This window comes from Streptomyces rubellomurinus, assembly GCF_000961885.1.
Classification (GTDB): Bacteria; Actinomycetota; Actinomycetes; order Streptomycetales; family Streptomycetaceae; genus Kitasatospora; species Kitasatospora rubellomurina.
On record NZ_JZKH01000082.1, the window covers coordinates 1 to 15,043 of the forward strand.

A 15,043-nucleotide genomic window follows, 5' to 3' on the forward strand; every position below is an offset into this window, starting at 1 on the left:
GCGCTGCTGCTCGGCCTGGTCCGGCTCGTCCTCGCCCGCCTCGGCCGACTCCTGCGCGACGGCCAGCCGCTCGGCCGACTCCTCGGCGGCGGCGAGCAGTTCGGCCAGGCCCTGCTCGGCCCGCGCGGCCGCGGCGGACAGCCGCTCGGCCTCGCCGGCGGCGGCGCGGGCCTGCCCGCCGAGCCGGCCGAGCGCGCCCGCGACCTCGGCCCGCGCCCGCTCGGCCTGCCGCCGCTGCTCGGCGAGCCGCTCCAGCTCGGCGGCCGACGCCCGGCGCAGCGCGGTGAGTTCGGCCAACCGCTCGGCCGATTCGGCGCAGCGGACGGCGAGTTCGTCGATCGCCCGGGCCGCCTCGTCCACCGCCGCCCGGGTCTCCAGCAGGCTCGGCGCGCCGCCGGAGCCGCCGTGCGCGAAGCCGGCGCCCAGCCGGTCGCCGTCCGCGGTGACGGCGGCGAGCCCGGGGTGTCCGGCGACCAGCGCCAGCGCCTCGTCCAGCGTGCCGACGACGGCGACGCCGGCCAGCAGGCCCCGCAGCGCGGCGGTCAACTCGACCGGCCCGTCGACCAGTTCGGCCGCCCACCGGGCGCCCTCCGGCAACGCGCCGATCGCGTACGGGACGTCGGGCGCCCCGGCGACCAGCAGCGCGGCCCGGCCGGCGTCCTCGGCGCGCAGCAGCCGCAGCGCCTCGGCGGCCGCGGCGGGCGAGGCGACGGCCACCGCGTCGGCAGCCGCGCCGAGCGCCGCGGCGACCGGCACCTCGCACCCGGCCTCGATCCGCAGCAGCGCGGCGGCCGGGCCGAGCAGCCCGGTCAGCCGCTCCCCCGCGTCCAGCAGGGCACCGGTGCCGTCCTTGCGGCGCAGGCCGAGCGAGAGCGCCTCGTGCCGCGCGGTCAGCCCGGCCCGCTCGCGTTCGGCGGCGCCGGCCGCCTCCCGGGCGGCGGCCAGGTCCCGCTCCAGCTCGGCGAGCCGTTCGCGGGCCGCCCGGAGCTCGGCCTCGGCCTCCTCCGCGCCCCCGCCGGAGCCGCCGTCGACCTGCGCGTCCAGCTGCTCGTACTCGTCCTGGGCGGCCCGGGCCCGCAGCAGCGCCTCGTCCCGGGCCTCGGCGAGCCGGCCGGTCTCGGCCTCGGCGGCGGCGGCCCTGGACCGGGCGGCGGCGGCCTGCCCCTGGAGTCGGGCCAGGCCCTCCCGGCGGTCGGCGATGGCCCGGGCGGCGTCCCGCAGCCGGCGGTCCTCGGCGGCCAGGTCGCGTTCCAGCTCGTGCTTCCGCTCGACCGCCTCGGCCAGCGCGTACTGCGCCTCCTCCAGCGCCTCGGTGAGCGCGGCCTCCTCCTCGCGGACCCGGGCGGCCTCCCGTTCCAGCTCCTCGGGGTCGCGGCCGCGCCGCTCCTCGGCCCCGCCCCCGGCGGCGGCGTGCCGGGCCCGGGCCTCGGCCAGTCCGATGGTGCCGCGGGTGCGTTCGGCGAGCGCGGAGAGCCGGTACCAGGTCTGCCGGGCGCTCTCCAGGCTGGGGCCGAGCCGCTGCACCTGCGCCTCCAGCACCGACTCCCGCTGCACCGCGCGGGCCAGTTCCTGTTCGACGGTGGTGCGGCGCAGCCGCAGCGCCAGCTCGTCGGCGACCTCGGCCTCGACGGCCCGGCGCAGGGTGAGCAGGTCGTCGGCGAGCAGCCGCAGCCGGGCGTCGCGCAGGTCGGCCTGGATGCCGGCGGCCCGGCGGGCGATCCGGGCCTGCCGGCCGAGCGGTCCGAGCTGGCGGCGCAGTTCGCCCACCAGGTCCTGGACGCGGTTGAGATTGGCCTGCATCGCGTCCAGCTTCCGCAGCGCCTTCTCCTTGCGCTTGCGGTGCTTGAGGACGCCGGCGGCCTCCTCGATGAAGGCGCGCCGGCCCATCGGGTCGGCGTGCAGGACGGAGTCGAGCCGGCCCTGGCCGACGATGACGTGCATCTCGCGGCCGATGCCCGAGTCGGAGAGCAGTTCCTGGATGTCCAGCAGGCGGCAGGTCTCGCCGTTGAGCGCGTACTCGCTGCCGCCGTTGCGGAACATCGTCCGGGTGATGGTCACCTCGGCGTAGTCGATCGGCAGGGCGCCGTCACCGTTGTCGATGGTGAGGCTGACCTCGGCGCGGCCGAGCGGGGGGCGCCCGCTCGTCCCGGCGAAGATGACGTCCTCCATCTTGCCGCCGCGCAGGGACTTGGCGCCCTGCTCGCCCATCACCCAGGACAGCGCGTCCACGACGTTCGACTTGCCGGAGCCGTTCGGGCCGACCACGCAGGTGATGCCCGGTTCGAAGCGCAGGGTGGTGCTGGAGGCGAAGGACTTGAACCCGCGCAGCGTCAGACTCTTCAGGTGCACGCGGTCGGTCTCCTCGTTCGCTCACGGCAGGGACCGACTGTATCCCCGGCGAGCGACCCGCCCGGCCCCCGGACACGACGAAGGGACGCCGTATCCGGGCGTCCCTTGCAAAGCTGCGTCCCTTTCGGGGCGGCTCAGTGCACAGCTGCGTCGACCTGCGATGGACCGGGGCGGGGCTCAGGTGAGAGCCGGCTCCCGCTGGTCCAGATCGATGCTGTTGAGCAGCGAGTGCTCGTCAGCGACAGCGGTGAGAGCGTCGTTCTCAGCCTGCATCCGAAGAAGTTCGGCCTCCAGGTCCTGGACGCGCTGCTGCAGCCGTCGCATCTCGGAGAGCATTCGCGGGTCGGGGCCGCCGACGTACCCGAGAAGCGCCTTTGCCATGATGAATGGTCCTCCACGCTGAGTGACCGAACCGGAACGGTACAGGTCTAGGGGGAAGGGGGACGCACGCGCGATCCGCTACCGGAAGTGCCGACTGGGCACCCGGCACAACCACCGTGAGCTGGGCTCACGAGGGCATGCGCCGGCCGGGAGAACGCGGTCGTGTGCGCGGGCTTCCAGCGTCTCACCAAAGACGGTACGGGTCAACACGATCACCGCACGCTACCGCGCCCCTGTCACCTGCCTGGCGGTGTGGTCACGCCTGGCGGTCTCGGGCCGGTCCACCCTCGTACTCGTGGATCATCGTCGATGCGGAGTCAACCACGAGTCTGCCCGGATGGCAACCTCATGACACCGTTCGTTGCGCACGGATTCGCGTGGGGGCGGCGACCAGCGGGTCAGCGGATCTCGAAGCCCGGATAACCGGCGCCGACCGCCGTCCAGATCTCCGTCACGCCGGTCACGTTCCCGGGCGTGTCCGGGCCGCGCAGCAGCGCCAGCAGCTGCTCGCAGTCGGCGGCCTGCCCCTCGGCCACCACCTGCACCCGGCCGTCGCCGAGGTTGCTCGCGTAGCCGGTCAGGCCGATCTCCAGCGCCCGCGCCCTGGTCCACCAGCGGAAGCCGACCTGCTGGACCTTCCCCCGGACCCAGGCGGTGACCCGGACCGGTTCCTCACTGTGGGCTTCGCGACCGTGCATGCAACGACCTTAGATGCCGCACCTCGGTCAGGGCTCGACGGGCCCCTCGACCGCCCAGCCCGGCGTGTGCACCTCGGTGTGCAGCTCGCCGCGCCGGGCCCGCTGCCCGCAGGTGCGGCAGACGAAGACCGGCTCGTACGGGTGCGGCTCCCCGCCCTCGGGCTGGTGCGTGAAGGTCAGCGGCGACTCGGGCACCAGCCAGCGGTCGCCCCAGGTGCGCAGCGCCTGCGCGACCGGGGCGAGGTCCCGGCCCGCCTCGGTGAGGTGGTACTCGTAGCGCGGCGGCCGCTCGCTGTACGGGCGGCGCTCGACCACGCCCGCCTCCTCCAGGGCCCGCAGCCGCGCGGTCAGCCGGTCGCGGGGCGCGCCGGTGTTGCGGGCGATCCGGTCGAAGCGGTGGTTGCCGAAGAACAGCTCGCGGACGGCCAGCAGGGCCCACTTCTCGCCGACCACCTGCAGCGCCGCCGCCATCGAGCAGGGCCGCCCGGGAACGGCGGCGGGCGGCCGGGCGGTCGGGGTGTCGGAGGTCACGGTGCCAGCCTGCCACACCGGGTTGCCTTCTCAAACCGCGTCGCCCGGCCCGCCCCGGGACGGCGTACGGCCCCGCCGGAGGAACCGGCGGGGCCGTACGGTCGTGCGCGGGTCAGGCGCGGGTCAGGCGCGGGTCAGGCGCGGGTCAGCACGACGTCACCAGTCGTCGCCACCGCCGCCGAAGTCGCCGCCGCCGCTCCAGTCGCTGCCGCTGAAGTCCGAGGCGTTGAAGTCGGCGCCGGTGTAGTCGCCGCCCTCGTACTGGTCCTGGTAGCCGCCGTGGTGGCCGTCCATCATCGGCGCCGCGGCGTAGGCCGGGGTGCTCATCATCGAGCCGAGCATGGTGCCGACCAGCAGGCCGGGCAGCAGGCCGCCGCCGAAGCCGCTGTAGTAGCCGCCCGCGTACGGCGCGTAGGCCGGGCCGGCGTTCCAGTACGGCTGCGGGCCGTACTCGGTGTCGACGGTGCGGACCGCCGGGTCGAGGCCGGCCGCGACCCGGTCCGCGTCGGCCTGGCAGACCGGGACGGAGCGGGCGGCGCCGCCGGCCGGGGCCCAGTCGACGTCCTTGACGGACGGGCCGTGCCGCGGGTCCATGAAGCACGGGGGGCGACGCTCGGGCAGCGGGCGCTTGTCCCGCCGGGCGGCCAGGGTGGCCAGCTGGAACCGGCCGTCCTCGATCGCCTCGGTGACCTGCTTGACGTCCTCGGGCTTCTTCGCCTCGTCCATCAGCCGCTTGGACTTCTCGTACGAGTCCAGGGCGCTGCTGTAGTCGGCGCGCTGCGCGTCGTCGGCGTCCGCCGCGCGCGGGTTGAAGTCGAGCCGCTCCAGCTCGGTGCCGAAGGCGGTGATGTCCTCGTCGACGACGCGGCGCAACTGCTCCAGCTCGGCACGGGCCTTCTCCTCCTTGCGCTTCTTGGCGCGGCGGAAGAGGAAGAAGACGCCGGCGCCGGCCAGCGCGACCAGCACGATCGGGATGATCACCCAGGCGATCGAGGTGCTGTGGTTGACCCCGGTGCCCTTGGTCTGCGGGGCGGCCTGGTCGACGAAGTCGTTCAGGGTGGCGTTGATGTCGCCCTTGTCGGCGCGGCCGACCGCGCTGCCGATCCGGTCCGCGGCGCCGGCGGCCATCGCGCCGCGGTCGGAGCGGGCCATGAAGCCGCTGCTGCCCCGCCAGACGCCGTAGACGCCGTCAATGCCCACCAGGGTGCGCAGGTCCGTGAGGACGGTGTCCTTGTTGGCGGCGTCCGGGACGACCGCGATGAAGATCGGCTTGTCGGCCTTCTCGATCTTCTTGGTCAGCGCGTCCGCCTGGGCCTGGCTGAAGCGGTCCTGCATCTGCGGGGCGACGTAGACCTGCCCCTTCTTCAGGGTGGCCGCCGCGTCGCTCAGGCCGCCGGCGGCCGAGGCCGAGGGCGCCAGCAGGAGCATCACCCCGAGCAGCGCCGCCACCAGGGCAAGTGGCCCGGCGCCCCGGGTACGTCGTGCAAGGGTTCTCATGCCCCCGACGCTACCGCGAGCGGCGTCGAAGCACGCCATACCCTTCGCATACTGGTGATGAGGGGATTCCCCGCCGTCCGCCGGGTCGGCTCCCCTTCCCGGGGATGATGTTTCCCCGATTCCCCCCTGAGGCGGCCGGGCGCGGGAACCGCCACGAACTCCCGGACGTACGTCCCGGCGGGCCCGGCGCGGAACCGGAAGCGGTCCGGAAGCGGTCCGGGGGCGGCTGGGGAGCGGCACGGGGTGTGTGCCGACCGTACCGCGCGACCGGGCATAGTGGTCCCCGTACTCGTCGCCCATTACCTGTTCTTGACCCTTCTCCCGATCGGAGCACCCGGTGATCATCGGCCTCGTCACCGCCGTGGCGGCCTCCGCCTGCTACGGCACCGGCTCGGTCCTGCAGGCCGTCGGCTCCCGCCGGTCCGCCCGCGAGGAGGCCGCCAAGGGCGTCACCACCTCGACCACCGAGCACGGCGGGCCCAGCCTCTCCTCGACCGCCAAGGCCGCCGTGACCTGGGAGTTCATGATCGGCACGGTGCTCGATCTGATCGGCTTCGCGCTGGGCGCGCTCGCCGCCCGGCTGCTGCCGCTGTTCCTCTCCCAGACCATCATCAGCGCCAACCTGGTGATCACCGCGGTGCTCAGCATCAAGCTGCTGGGCATCCGGCTCAAGCAGCTGGAGTGGGCCTCGATCGGCGTGCTGTGCTCGGCGCTGGTGCTGCTGGCCGTCTCGGCCGGCCCGGAGGGCGGCCACCACGCGGACATGTCCTTCCACTGGTGGCTGCTGATCTCGATCACCGTGCTGCTGGTCGGCGGCGGCCTGCTGGTGCGGCGGATGGGCGCCAACGGCGCGATCCTCGCCGGTCTGCTCTCCGGCCTCGGCTTCGGCGCGCTGGGCGTCGGCGTGCGCGTCCTGAACGGCGTCTCCCCGTTCGAGCTCGGCCCGCTGCTCTCCGACCCGGCGCTGTACGCCGTCCTGGTCGGCGGCCTCGGCGGCATGTACGTGCACACCGTGGCGCTGCAGATCGGCTCGGTGAACGGTGCGACGGCCGCGCTGGTGGTCGGCGAGACGGTGCTGCCCGGCGCGGTCGGGGTGATCTGGCTCGGCGACTCCTCCAAGTCCGGCCTCGCCTGGCTCGGCGTGGTCGGGTTCCTGCTCGCGGTGGTCTCCGCGGTCGGCGTCGCCTACTTCGGCCAGGAGGGCCACGGCGGGCCCGCCGAGCCGGCCGCCGACCACCCCGAGCTCGCGCACAAGTAGCGCGCGCTCCGGGCGCTTTCAGCCCCCGCTGCGGGTGCGCGGCACGCGCTGGCAGCGGGGGCAGAAGTAGCTGGAGCGGTTCATCCAGGCGGCCCGGCGGATCGGGGTGCCGCAGCGGCGGCAGGGCTCGTGCTCGCGGCCGTAGGCGTCCAGGTCCCGGGAGAAGTAGCCGCTCTCGCCGTTCACGTTGACGTACAGGCTGTCGAAGCTGGTCCCGCCGACCGCGAGCGCGGCGGTCATCACCTCGCGGGCGTTGGCCAGCAGCAGGGCGGCCTGCGGGCGGGTGAGGGTGGCGGTCGGCCGGTCGTAGTGCAGCCTGGAGCGCCACAGCGCCTCGTCGGCGTAGATGTTGCCGACGCCGCTGATCAGGGTCTGGTCGAGCAGCGCGCGCTTGACCGTGGTGCGCCTGGCGCGCAGCGCGGCCGCGAAGGCCCCGTCGTCGAAGCGCGGGTCGAGCGGGTCGCGGGCGATGTGCGCGATCGAGACGGGCGTGCCCTCCGGGTCACCCTCCTCGGCCTCCTCGACGGCCAGGCCGCCGAAGGTCCGCTGGTCGACGAAGCGCAGCTCGCGACCGCCGTCGGTGAAGCGCAGCCGGACGCGCAGGTGGGTCTCGTCCGGCGCGGTCGGGTCCTGGACGAGGAGTTGGCCGCTCATCCCGAGGTGGCCGATCAGCGAGAATCCCGCCCCGGAGCCGCTCAGCGGCACCCAGAGGTACTTGCCGCGGCGCTGGGCGGCGCCGAGGACGGTGCCGGTCAGCCGGGCCGTGAAGTCGGCGGCGCCGGCCGGCTGGCGGCGCACGGCGCGCGGGTGCAGCACCTGGACGTCGGCGACCGTCCGGCCGGCGACCCAGCTGGCCAGACCTCGGCGGACGACCTCGACCTCGGGGAGTTCGGGCACGGAAACTGTCCTCCTGCGAGAAGAAACCGGCAGGAGGACAGGCTACTTCGCGATCAACTGCCCGCGGGCAGCCGGTCGGCGTACTTCTCCTTGATCGCGCGCCAGGCGCTCTCGGCGGCCTTCTGTTCGGCTTCCTTCTTCGAGCGGCCGACGCCGCTGCCGAAGTCCTCGCCGGCGACCCGGGCCGCCGCGGTGAAGGTCTTCTCGTGGTCCGGACCGGACTCCATGACCACGTACTCGGGCACGCCGATGCCCACCGAGGCGGTGAGCTCCTGCAGGCTGGTCTTCCAGTCCAGGCCGGCGCCGAGCTGAGAGGACTCCTCGATCAGCGGGTCGAACAGCCGGTGGACGAACTCGGTCGCCGCCTCCAGACCGCGGTCGAGGTAGACGGCCCCGATCACGGCCTCGACGGTGTCCGCGAGGATCGACGACTTGTCGCGGCCGCCGGTGCCCTCCTCGCCCTTGCCGAGCCGGATGAACGCGCCGAGTTCGAGGCCGCGGCCGACGTCCGCGAGCGCGCGGGAGTTGACCACCGCGGCGCGCAGCTTGGCGAGCGTGCCCTCCGGGACGTCCGGGTGGACGCGGTAGAGGGTGTCGGTCACCACGAGGCCCAGCACCGAGTCGCCGAGGAACTCCAGGCGCTCGTTGGTGGGCAGACCACCGTTCTCGTACGCGTACGAGCGGTGGGTCAGGGCACGTACCAGAAGGGCGCGCTCGAGCGTGTACCCGAGGCGCCCTTCCAGAACGTCGTATTCGGTCGAAGCCGGCCCGCCGGCCTTGCCGTTGCCCGAAGAACCCTTCGAGGCACCGGATGCCTTGCGGGTGGAGTTACCGTCCGACATCGATCCGTACACCCCGCCGATCAGACCGAGAGGACCTGGCGACGGTTGTACGTGCCGCAGCTCGGGCACGCGATGTGGCCCAGCTTCGGCTCGTGGCAGCGGTCGCACGCCACGAGGGCCGGAACGACGGCCTTCCAGTTGGACCGGCGGTGGCGCGTGTTGCTGCGCGACATCTTCCGCTTCGGAACAGCCACGGCTACTTCTCCTGGTTCTCGGCGAGACCCTCACGGGTGTCGCTGTCCTTGTTCTCGTCACCCTCGTCGCCGGGGGCGGCGGAGAGTCCCTGCAGAGCCGCCCACCGGGGGTCGGCGGCGTCGTGGTGGTGCGCCGGGTCGTCGCTCAGGCGCGCTCCGCACTCGGAGCACAGGCCCAGGCAGTCTTCCTGGCACACCGGCTGCAGCGGCAGTGCGAGCACCACCGCGTCACGCAGCACCGGCTGGAGGTCGAAGTAGTCGCCCTCCAGGCGGTAAGTCTCTTCTTCCGCGTCCTCGTCGAGGTCGTCGGCCCCGGTCGCCGCGGCGCGGTGGCGCTCGTCGGACTCCGGGTAGTAGTACAGCTCCTGGAAGTCCACGTCGATGTCGAAGTCGACGGGCTCCAGGCACCGGACGCACTCGCCCTCGACCCGGGCCTCGGCGGTGCCGGTGACCAGCACGCCCTCGACCACGGACTCCAGGCGGAGTTCCAGCTCGATCTCGCTCTTCTCCGGGACCCCGATCACGTCGATGATCCCCAGGCCCTCGGGGGCCTCCAGGGTCCGGCTCACCTTGCGCATGGCGCCCGGACGCCGACCGAGCTCGTGCGTGTCGAACACGAGGGGGTCGCGGTGGTCGAGGCGGTTCAAGGTGTCCTGACTTCCATGGGAATCGATCGAGGGGCTCCCCCAGTCGGTCGGCCTGTGGCTCGGCGCCGCGAGGGCAAGCCGACAGCCGGACATGGGGATGCCGGAGTGGTCAGACTACCCGAGTCTCCCGCCAGGCCCAACTTCGGTCCCGTTCGGGCACCTCGGGAGACCTGCTGGGAGACCCCGGGGAGGCCCCGGGGAGGCTCGGCCGCGGGCGCTCAGCGCCCGCCGAGCTCCCGGAGCCGGGTCATGTCGATCATGCTGGTGTCGAAGAAGCTGGTCTCGTCCAGCCCCTGCTGCTGCTGGTGCGGCAGGGCCGGGGGCAGCGCGGGCTGCGGCGGCTGCTGCTGGGGCTGCTGCTGGTAGCCGTAGCCGTCGTACTGCTGGGCCCCGTAGCCGCCCTGCTGCTGCGGGTAGGCGTAGCCGTCGTGCTGCTGCTGGCCCTGGTAGTCCGGCTGCTGCGGGTAGCCGCCCTGCTGCTGGGCCCACTGGGCCTGGTACGGGTCGCCGTGGCCGGCCGCCGGGTCGAAGCCGCCGCCGTACACCTCGGCGTACTGGACGCCCGGCTGCTGGACGCCCTGCTGGGCGGCCGCGTACTGGTCGGCGCCCTGGGCCTGCCAGCCGGCCGCGGCCGGGGTCTGCTCCGGCCAGGTCTGCTGCTGCGGGACGTCCTCGCGGTACCAGGCGATGTCCCTGCCGTCCGGGTCCTCGGCGAAGCCCGCGGCCACCGCCTCGGCCCGCTCCTTGGCCTGCTGGGCCTCGTCGGCGGCCGCCAGGTAGGCGCCCAGGTCGTCGATCGGCCGCTTGCCGAGCAGCTTGTCGCGGCCCTTGCCGACCGCCTCCAGGGTGGCGCCGAGCACGGTCTCCAGCGTGGCGAGCTTCACGTCGACGTACTCGTCGACCTCCGGGCTCGGGCTGGTCCGCTGCGGCTTGAACTCCTCGCCGTCGCCCTCGCCGTCGTACTCGGCCTCGAAGACGCCGGCGTCGCCGCGCAGCTTGGTCCGGCCGCGGCCGACCGCGCCGAGCGTCTTGGTCAGCACGACCTCGAAGTTGGCGAGCTTGCTGTCCACGTAGTCGTCGGCCTCGGCGCGCTGGGCCTCGACCTCGGCGCGGGCCTCGGCGAGGATCCGGTCGGCCTCGGCCTGCGCGCGGCGCACCACCTCGGTGTCGGAGATCAGCGAGCCGCGCTCGGCGTGCGCGCCCTGGATGATCCGCTCGGCCTCCGCCTGGGCGTCCGCCACCAGCTGGCCGTGGTCGGCCATCACCGACTGGGCCTGGGCGAGTTCGGCGGGCAGCGCCGCCTTGAGGTCGTTGAGCAGGCCGATCAGCTCGGCCCGGTTCACCACGCAGGAGGCCGACATCGGCATCGAGCGGGCGCTCTCGACCGCCGCCACGATCTCGTCGACCTGGTTCTGCACGTCCACGGGGCTTCGTCTTTCCGTGTGCCGCCCGACTTCTCCGGCGGAGGCAGGCCCGGCGCGGTGGACCTCACCGCAGGGCAGGAGTACAGACTGTACGGCCCCCGCGCGGCGAGGTCACAACACCGCGGTCCGCACGGTCCCCCCGCTACCGGACGAACCATGACGAACCAGCAGAAAAGGGCGCGCAGCGCCTACTGCTGGGCCTTGCGCTCCGCGATCCGCTCGACCAGCCGGCGGTGCACCGTCGCGGGCAGCAGGTGCGAGACGTCGCCGCCGTACGAGGCGACCTCCTTGGCCAGCGTCGAGGAGAGGAAGCTGTACGTCGGCGAGGTCGGCAGGAACAGCGTCTCCACGCCGGTCAGGCCGTTGTTCATGTGCGCCATCTGCAGCTCGTAGTCGAAGTCGCTGACCGCGCGCAGGCCCTTGACGATCGCCGGGATGTCGCGCTCGCGGCAGTAGTCCACCAGCAGGCCCTGGTGCGACTCGACCACCACGTTGCCGAACTCCGCGGTGACCTCCTCGATCAGGCCGATCCGCTCCGCGATGCTGAACATGCCCTGCTTGTTCGGGTTCACCAGGACCGCGACGTGCACCACGTCGTACAGCTTCGAGGCGCGCTCGACGATGTCGAGGTGGCCGTTGTGGATCGGGTCGAACGAACCGGGACAGACGGCTCGACGCATGGCGTGTGTGCTCCCTCGTGGGGTGACGGCTGCTGCGGGCCGCGGCCCGTTACTCGTGATCACCGGCCGCGGCGGCGGCGCGACCGTACCAGAGCGTGCCCTCGCCGTAGCGGCGGGAGCGCAACTCCTCGAAACCCTCGGGCCAGTCGAACGCTCCCCCGCGGGTGCTCCGCTCCACGGTGACGAGTGCGTCCGCCGCGAGCCAGCCCCCAGCGAGGAGTGTGATCAGCATCTCGCGCAGCTCCTCGTCCGTCACGGCGTACGGCGGATCGAGGAACGCCAGGTCGTACGGGGTCTCCGGGGCCGGCCCGGCGATCACCTTCTCCGCCTTGGCCGCCCGGACCTCGGCGCCCGGCAGGCCGATCGTGCGGACGTTCTCCCGGATCACCCGGGCCGCCTGGCCGTCCGCCTCCACCAGCAGGACGTGCCCGGCGCCGCGCGACAGCGCCTCCAGGCCGACCGCGCCCGAGCCGCCGAACAGGTCCAGCATCCGGACCCCGTGCAGGGTGCCGTGCAGTGCCTCCAGGGTGGAGAACATCGCCTCACGGGCCTTGTCGGAGGTCGGGCGGGTGCCCCGGCCGGGCGGTACGGCCAGCCGGCGGCCGCCGGCCGCCCCGGCGATCACGCGGGTCATGGTGGTGGGAGGTCCTTTCGTCGCTGCCCGACCACGCTATCCCGACCACCGCACCGCGCTCACGCCGAGCGGGCGGGTGACGGCCCGGGGGCCGCACCCGCCCGCTCAGGTGGTCAGCTCGCCTCGGAGCCCGCGCCCTGGGCCGGGATCGCGGCGCCGAGCAGGGCCGGCGAGGCGTAGCGGGACCAGGACAGGCAGCCGTCGGGCGGGCAGAACTCGGGGCGGCGCGGGTCGTGCCCGAGCTCGCGCAGCTTGGTGCGGACGGAGTCGGGCGTGCGGCCGAAGCGGGCGGCGATCCGGGCGACGGTCTCGCCCTCGTGGAACCGCCGGACCAGCTCCTCCTCGTGCTGCGGCACCCAGGGGGCGCCGTGGCCGGGGTACAGCTCGCGCAGCACGTCACGGTCGGGGATGGGCTCGGAGACGTCGGCGACGATCGCCAGCGCCCGCAGCGCGCGGTTGAGCGCGATCCGCAGCGAGGCGACGTCCTCGACCGGCAGGCGGAGCTTGCCCGAGGCGAGCGGCGCGGCGGCCGCCCCCTCGCGCCAGCCGGTCAGGGTGAGGGTGACCTCGCGGTCGTCGTCGCTGGCGAGTTCGATCCGGAAGACCTTGTCGCCCAGCGGGAGCTCGTTGAGATGACGGAATGCCATGGCAGGACCCCCAAGTGTCGCGCCAGGTACGCACCTTGAGGGTGCGTCCTGAACACCTTCATTCTCTCGTGGGGGTCTGACAATTCCCGGGCCAGGAGGGGCCCGGAGGGCCCGCTCAGCCCTTCTCCATGTAGGCCGCGCGGTCCTCGTCGAGCAGGCTCTCCAGGGCGGTGCGCAGCTCCGGGTGCGCGGCCAGCTCCGGGTCCTCGGCGACCAGCCGGGTGGCCTCCGTCCGGGCGGTGAGGATGACCTCCTCGTCCTGCAGCACCGAGAGGACCTTGAGCGAGGACTTCACCCCGGACTGCGCCTGGCCCAGCACGTCGCCCTCGCGGCGCTGTTCGAGGTCGATCCGGGACAGCTCGAAGCCGTCCAGCGTCCCGGCCACCGCGTCCAGCCGGGCCCGGGCGGCGCTGCCGGCGGGCATCTCGCTGACCAGCAGGCACAGGCCCGGGGCAGTGCCGCGGCCCACCCGGCCGCGCAGCTGGTGGAGTTGGGAGACGCCGAAGCGGTCGGCGTCCATGATGACCATCGCGGTGGAGTTGGGGACGTTGACGCCGACCTCGATGACGGTGGTGGCGACCAGCACGTCGACCTCGCCGGCCGTGAACCGGCGCATCACCTCGTCCTTGGCCTCCGGGGCCAGCCGGCCGTGCAGGATCTCCACCCGCAGGCCGCTCAGCGGGCCCTTCAGGAGCTGCTCGGCGGTCTCCACCACCGAGAGCGGGGGCCGCCGTTCGTCGCTCGCGGCGCCGAGGTCGGCGACGTCCTCGAAGTCCTCCTCGGCCGGCTTGCGCTTCTTCTTCGCCTTCGGGTCGGCGGCCGGCTCCTCGTCCCCGATCCGGGGGCAGACCACGTACGCCTGGTGGCCCTTGCCGACCTCCTCGCGGACGCGCTCCCAGGCCCGGGTGAGGAAGTTGGGCTTCTCCAGCGCCGGGACGACGTGGGTGGAGATCGGCGAGCGGCCGGCCGGCAGCTGGTCCAGGACGGAGGTCTCCAGGTCCCCGAAGACCGTCATCGCGACGGTGCGCGGGATCGGGGTCGCGGTCATCACCAGCAGGTGCGGCGGCTGCTCGCCCTTGGCGCGCAGCGCGTCCCGCTGCTCGACGCCGAAGCGGTGCTGCTCGTCGACCACGACCAGGCCGAGGTCCTGGAACTGCACCTTGTCCTCGATCAGCGCGTGCGTGCCGATCGCGATCCCGGCGTCCCCGCAGGCCATGTCGAGCAGCGCCTGGCGGCGGGCCGGGACGCCCATCGAGCCGGTCAGCAGCACCACCCGGGTGCCGAGGTCGGAGCCGCCGAGCATGCCGCCCTCGGCGAGGTCGCCCATCATCTCGACGATCGAGCGGTGGTGCTGCTGCGCCAGCACCTCGGTGGGCGCCAGCAGCACGGCCTGGCCGCCGGCGTCGACCACGGCCAGCATGGCGCGCAGCGCGACCAGCGTCTTGCCCGAGCCGACCTCGCCCTGGAGGAGGCGGTGCATCGGGTGCTCGGTGGCCAGGTCGGCGGCGATCTCGGCGGAGACCTTCCGCTGGCCCTCGGTGAGGGTGAACGGCAGCCGGGCGTCGAAGGCGTCCAGCAGGCCGCCGTCCCGGGCCCGGCGCGGCTTGGCGGGCAGGGCGGAGTCGGCGGCCCGGCGCCGGGCGAGCGCGACCTGCAGGACGAAGGCCTCGTCCCAGCGCAGCCGGCTCTGGGCGCGCTCGCGGTCGGCCTGGCCGCGCGGGCGGTGGATCAGCTCCAGCGCCTCGGGCAGCAGGATCAGCTCGTGCCGCTCGCGCAGTTCGGCGGGCAGCGGCTCGCCGACCTTGGCCAGGTACGAGTCGAGGGCCATCTCGACGCAGAGCGACAGCTTCCAGCTGGGCATCTGCGCGCTGGCGCCGTACACCGGGATGAGCCGGCCGGCGAACTGCCGGGCGGCATCGGACCCGGCGTCCTCGTCGAGGAGCTGGTAGTCCGGCGAGACCAGCTGGCGGGTGCGGTTGAAGACGCCGACCTTGCCCGCGAACAGGCCCTGGGCGCCGGCCTTGAGCTCCTTCTGCCGCCAGCCCTGGTTGAAGAAGACCAGCGAGAGCCGGCTGCGGCCGTCGGTGACGACGACCTCCAGCCGGTCGCCCTTGCGGCCGCGGAACGGGATCAGGGTGACCTTCTCGATCCGGGCCAGGACGGTGACGTGCTCGTCGATCTCCAGCTCGTCCAGGCTGGTGAGCTGGCCGCGCTCGACGTAGCGCCGCGGGTAGTGGTGCAGCAGGTCGCCGACCGTGCGCAGCTTGAGGCTGTCGGCGAGCACCTTCGCGGTGCGGTCGCCGACCAGCTTGGTCAGTGGTTCATCGAGAGCGCCCATCAACGCTCCTGTTTACACCACGGGGC

15 protein-coding genes are annotated in these 15,043 nt (G+C 73.6%); 1 reads left to right on the forward strand and 14 read right to left on the reverse strand.

Annotated features, from left to right (window positions below):
- The 5 genes from VM95_RS29660 to VM95_RS29680 form a co-directional block, all read right to left on the reverse strand.
- On the reverse strand, nucleotides 1-2,349 hold a 2,349-nt coding region (locus VM95_RS29660; protein ID WP_045702516.1), incomplete at its 3' end, for a chromosome segregation SMC family protein.
- A gap of 177 nt (nucleotides 2,350-2,526) precedes the next feature.
- Entirely contained in the window at nucleotides 2,527-2,730 is a 204-nt protein-coding gene (locus VM95_RS29665) for a hypothetical protein (protein WP_045702518.1), read from the reverse strand.
- A 398-nt stretch (nucleotides 2,731-3,128) separates the two neighbouring features.
- On the reverse strand, nucleotides 3,129-3,428 hold the full coding sequence (locus VM95_RS29670; protein ID WP_045702521.1) for an acylphosphatase: 300 nt from the start codon (nucleotides 3,426-3,428) through the stop codon (nucleotides 3,129-3,131).
- Nucleotides 3,429-3,455: 27 nt separating this feature from the next.
- Complete coding sequence (locus tag VM95_RS29675; RefSeq protein WP_341846035.1) at nucleotides 3,456-3,959, reverse strand: winged helix-turn-helix transcriptional regulator; 504 nt, start codon at nucleotides 3,957-3,959, stop codon at nucleotides 3,456-3,458.
- A gap of 156 nt (nucleotides 3,960-4,115) precedes the next feature.
- Nucleotides 4,116-5,456 (reverse strand): DUF4381 domain-containing protein, encoded by a 1,341-nt coding sequence (locus VM95_RS29680; protein WP_045702523.1) that lies wholly within the window; start codon nucleotides 5,454-5,456, stop codon nucleotides 4,116-4,118.
- A 337-nt stretch (nucleotides 5,457-5,793) separates the two neighbouring features.
- Between VM95_RS29680 and VM95_RS29685 the strand changes: the two genes are divergently transcribed.
- Nucleotides 5,794-6,714: a DMT family protein gene (locus tag VM95_RS29685; protein WP_045702525.1), complete on the forward strand. Its 921-nt coding sequence runs from the start codon at nucleotides 5,794-5,796 to the stop codon at nucleotides 6,712-6,714.
- Between the two features lie 18 nt (nucleotides 6,715-6,732).
- On the opposite strand, the gene mutM is transcribed toward VM95_RS29685, so the two are convergent.
- The 9 genes from mutM to recG form a co-directional block, all read right to left on the reverse strand.
- The gene (gene mutM, locus VM95_RS29690) at nucleotides 6,733-7,611 is read right to left on the reverse strand and encodes a bifunctional DNA-formamidopyrimidine glycosylase/DNA-(apurinic or apyrimidinic site) lyase (protein WP_045702527.1); all 879 of its coding nucleotides are present in this window, start codon (nucleotides 7,609-7,611) and stop codon (nucleotides 6,733-6,735) included.
- 53 nt (nucleotides 7,612-7,664) lie between these two features.
- Nucleotides 7,665-8,453 carry a ribonuclease III gene (rnc, locus tag VM95_RS29695; RefSeq protein WP_045702530.1) on the reverse strand — a complete coding sequence of 263 codons (789 nt, stop codon included), beginning with the start codon at nucleotides 8,451-8,453 and terminating at the stop codon, nucleotides 7,665-7,667.
- A 20-nt stretch (nucleotides 8,454-8,473) separates the two neighbouring features.
- Nucleotides 8,474-8,647 carry a 50S ribosomal protein L32 gene (gene rpmF / locus VM95_RS29700; protein ID WP_030056747.1) on the reverse strand — a complete coding sequence of 58 codons (174 nt, stop codon included), beginning with the start codon at nucleotides 8,645-8,647 and terminating at the stop codon, nucleotides 8,474-8,476.
- Between the two features lie 2 nt (nucleotides 8,648-8,649).
- Nucleotides 8,650-9,294: a YceD family protein gene (locus VM95_RS29705; protein WP_045702532.1), complete on the reverse strand. Its 645-nt coding sequence runs from the start codon at nucleotides 9,292-9,294 to the stop codon at nucleotides 8,650-8,652.
- A 218-nt stretch (nucleotides 9,295-9,512) separates the two neighbouring features.
- Nucleotides 9,513-10,718: a hypothetical protein gene (locus VM95_RS42840; RefSeq protein WP_045702534.1), complete on the reverse strand. Its 1,206-nt coding sequence runs from the start codon at nucleotides 10,716-10,718 to the stop codon at nucleotides 9,513-9,515.
- 188 nt (nucleotides 10,719-10,906) lie between these two features.
- The gene (coaD, locus tag VM95_RS29715; RefSeq protein ID WP_045702536.1) at nucleotides 10,907-11,398 is read right to left on the reverse strand and encodes a pantetheine-phosphate adenylyltransferase; all 492 of its coding nucleotides are present in this window, start codon (nucleotides 11,396-11,398) and stop codon (nucleotides 10,907-10,909) included.
- Nucleotides 11,399-11,447: 49 nt separating this feature from the next.
- Nucleotides 11,448-12,032, reverse strand: coding sequence for a 16S rRNA (guanine(966)-N(2))-methyltransferase RsmD (gene rsmD, locus VM95_RS29720; protein ID WP_045702538.1), 585 nt, complete (start codon nucleotides 12,030-12,032; stop codon nucleotides 11,448-11,450).
- Nucleotides 12,033-12,145: 113 nt separating this feature from the next.
- Nucleotides 12,146-12,679, reverse strand: coding sequence for a hypothetical protein (locus tag VM95_RS29725; protein ID WP_045702540.1), 534 nt, complete (start codon nucleotides 12,677-12,679; stop codon nucleotides 12,146-12,148).
- A gap of 115 nt (nucleotides 12,680-12,794) precedes the next feature.
- Nucleotides 12,795-15,017 carry an ATP-dependent DNA helicase RecG gene (gene recG / locus VM95_RS29730; protein ID WP_045702542.1) on the reverse strand — a complete coding sequence of 741 codons (2,223 nt, stop codon included), beginning with the start codon at nucleotides 15,015-15,017 and terminating at the stop codon, nucleotides 12,795-12,797.
- Nucleotides 15,018-15,043: the final 26 nt, after the last annotated feature.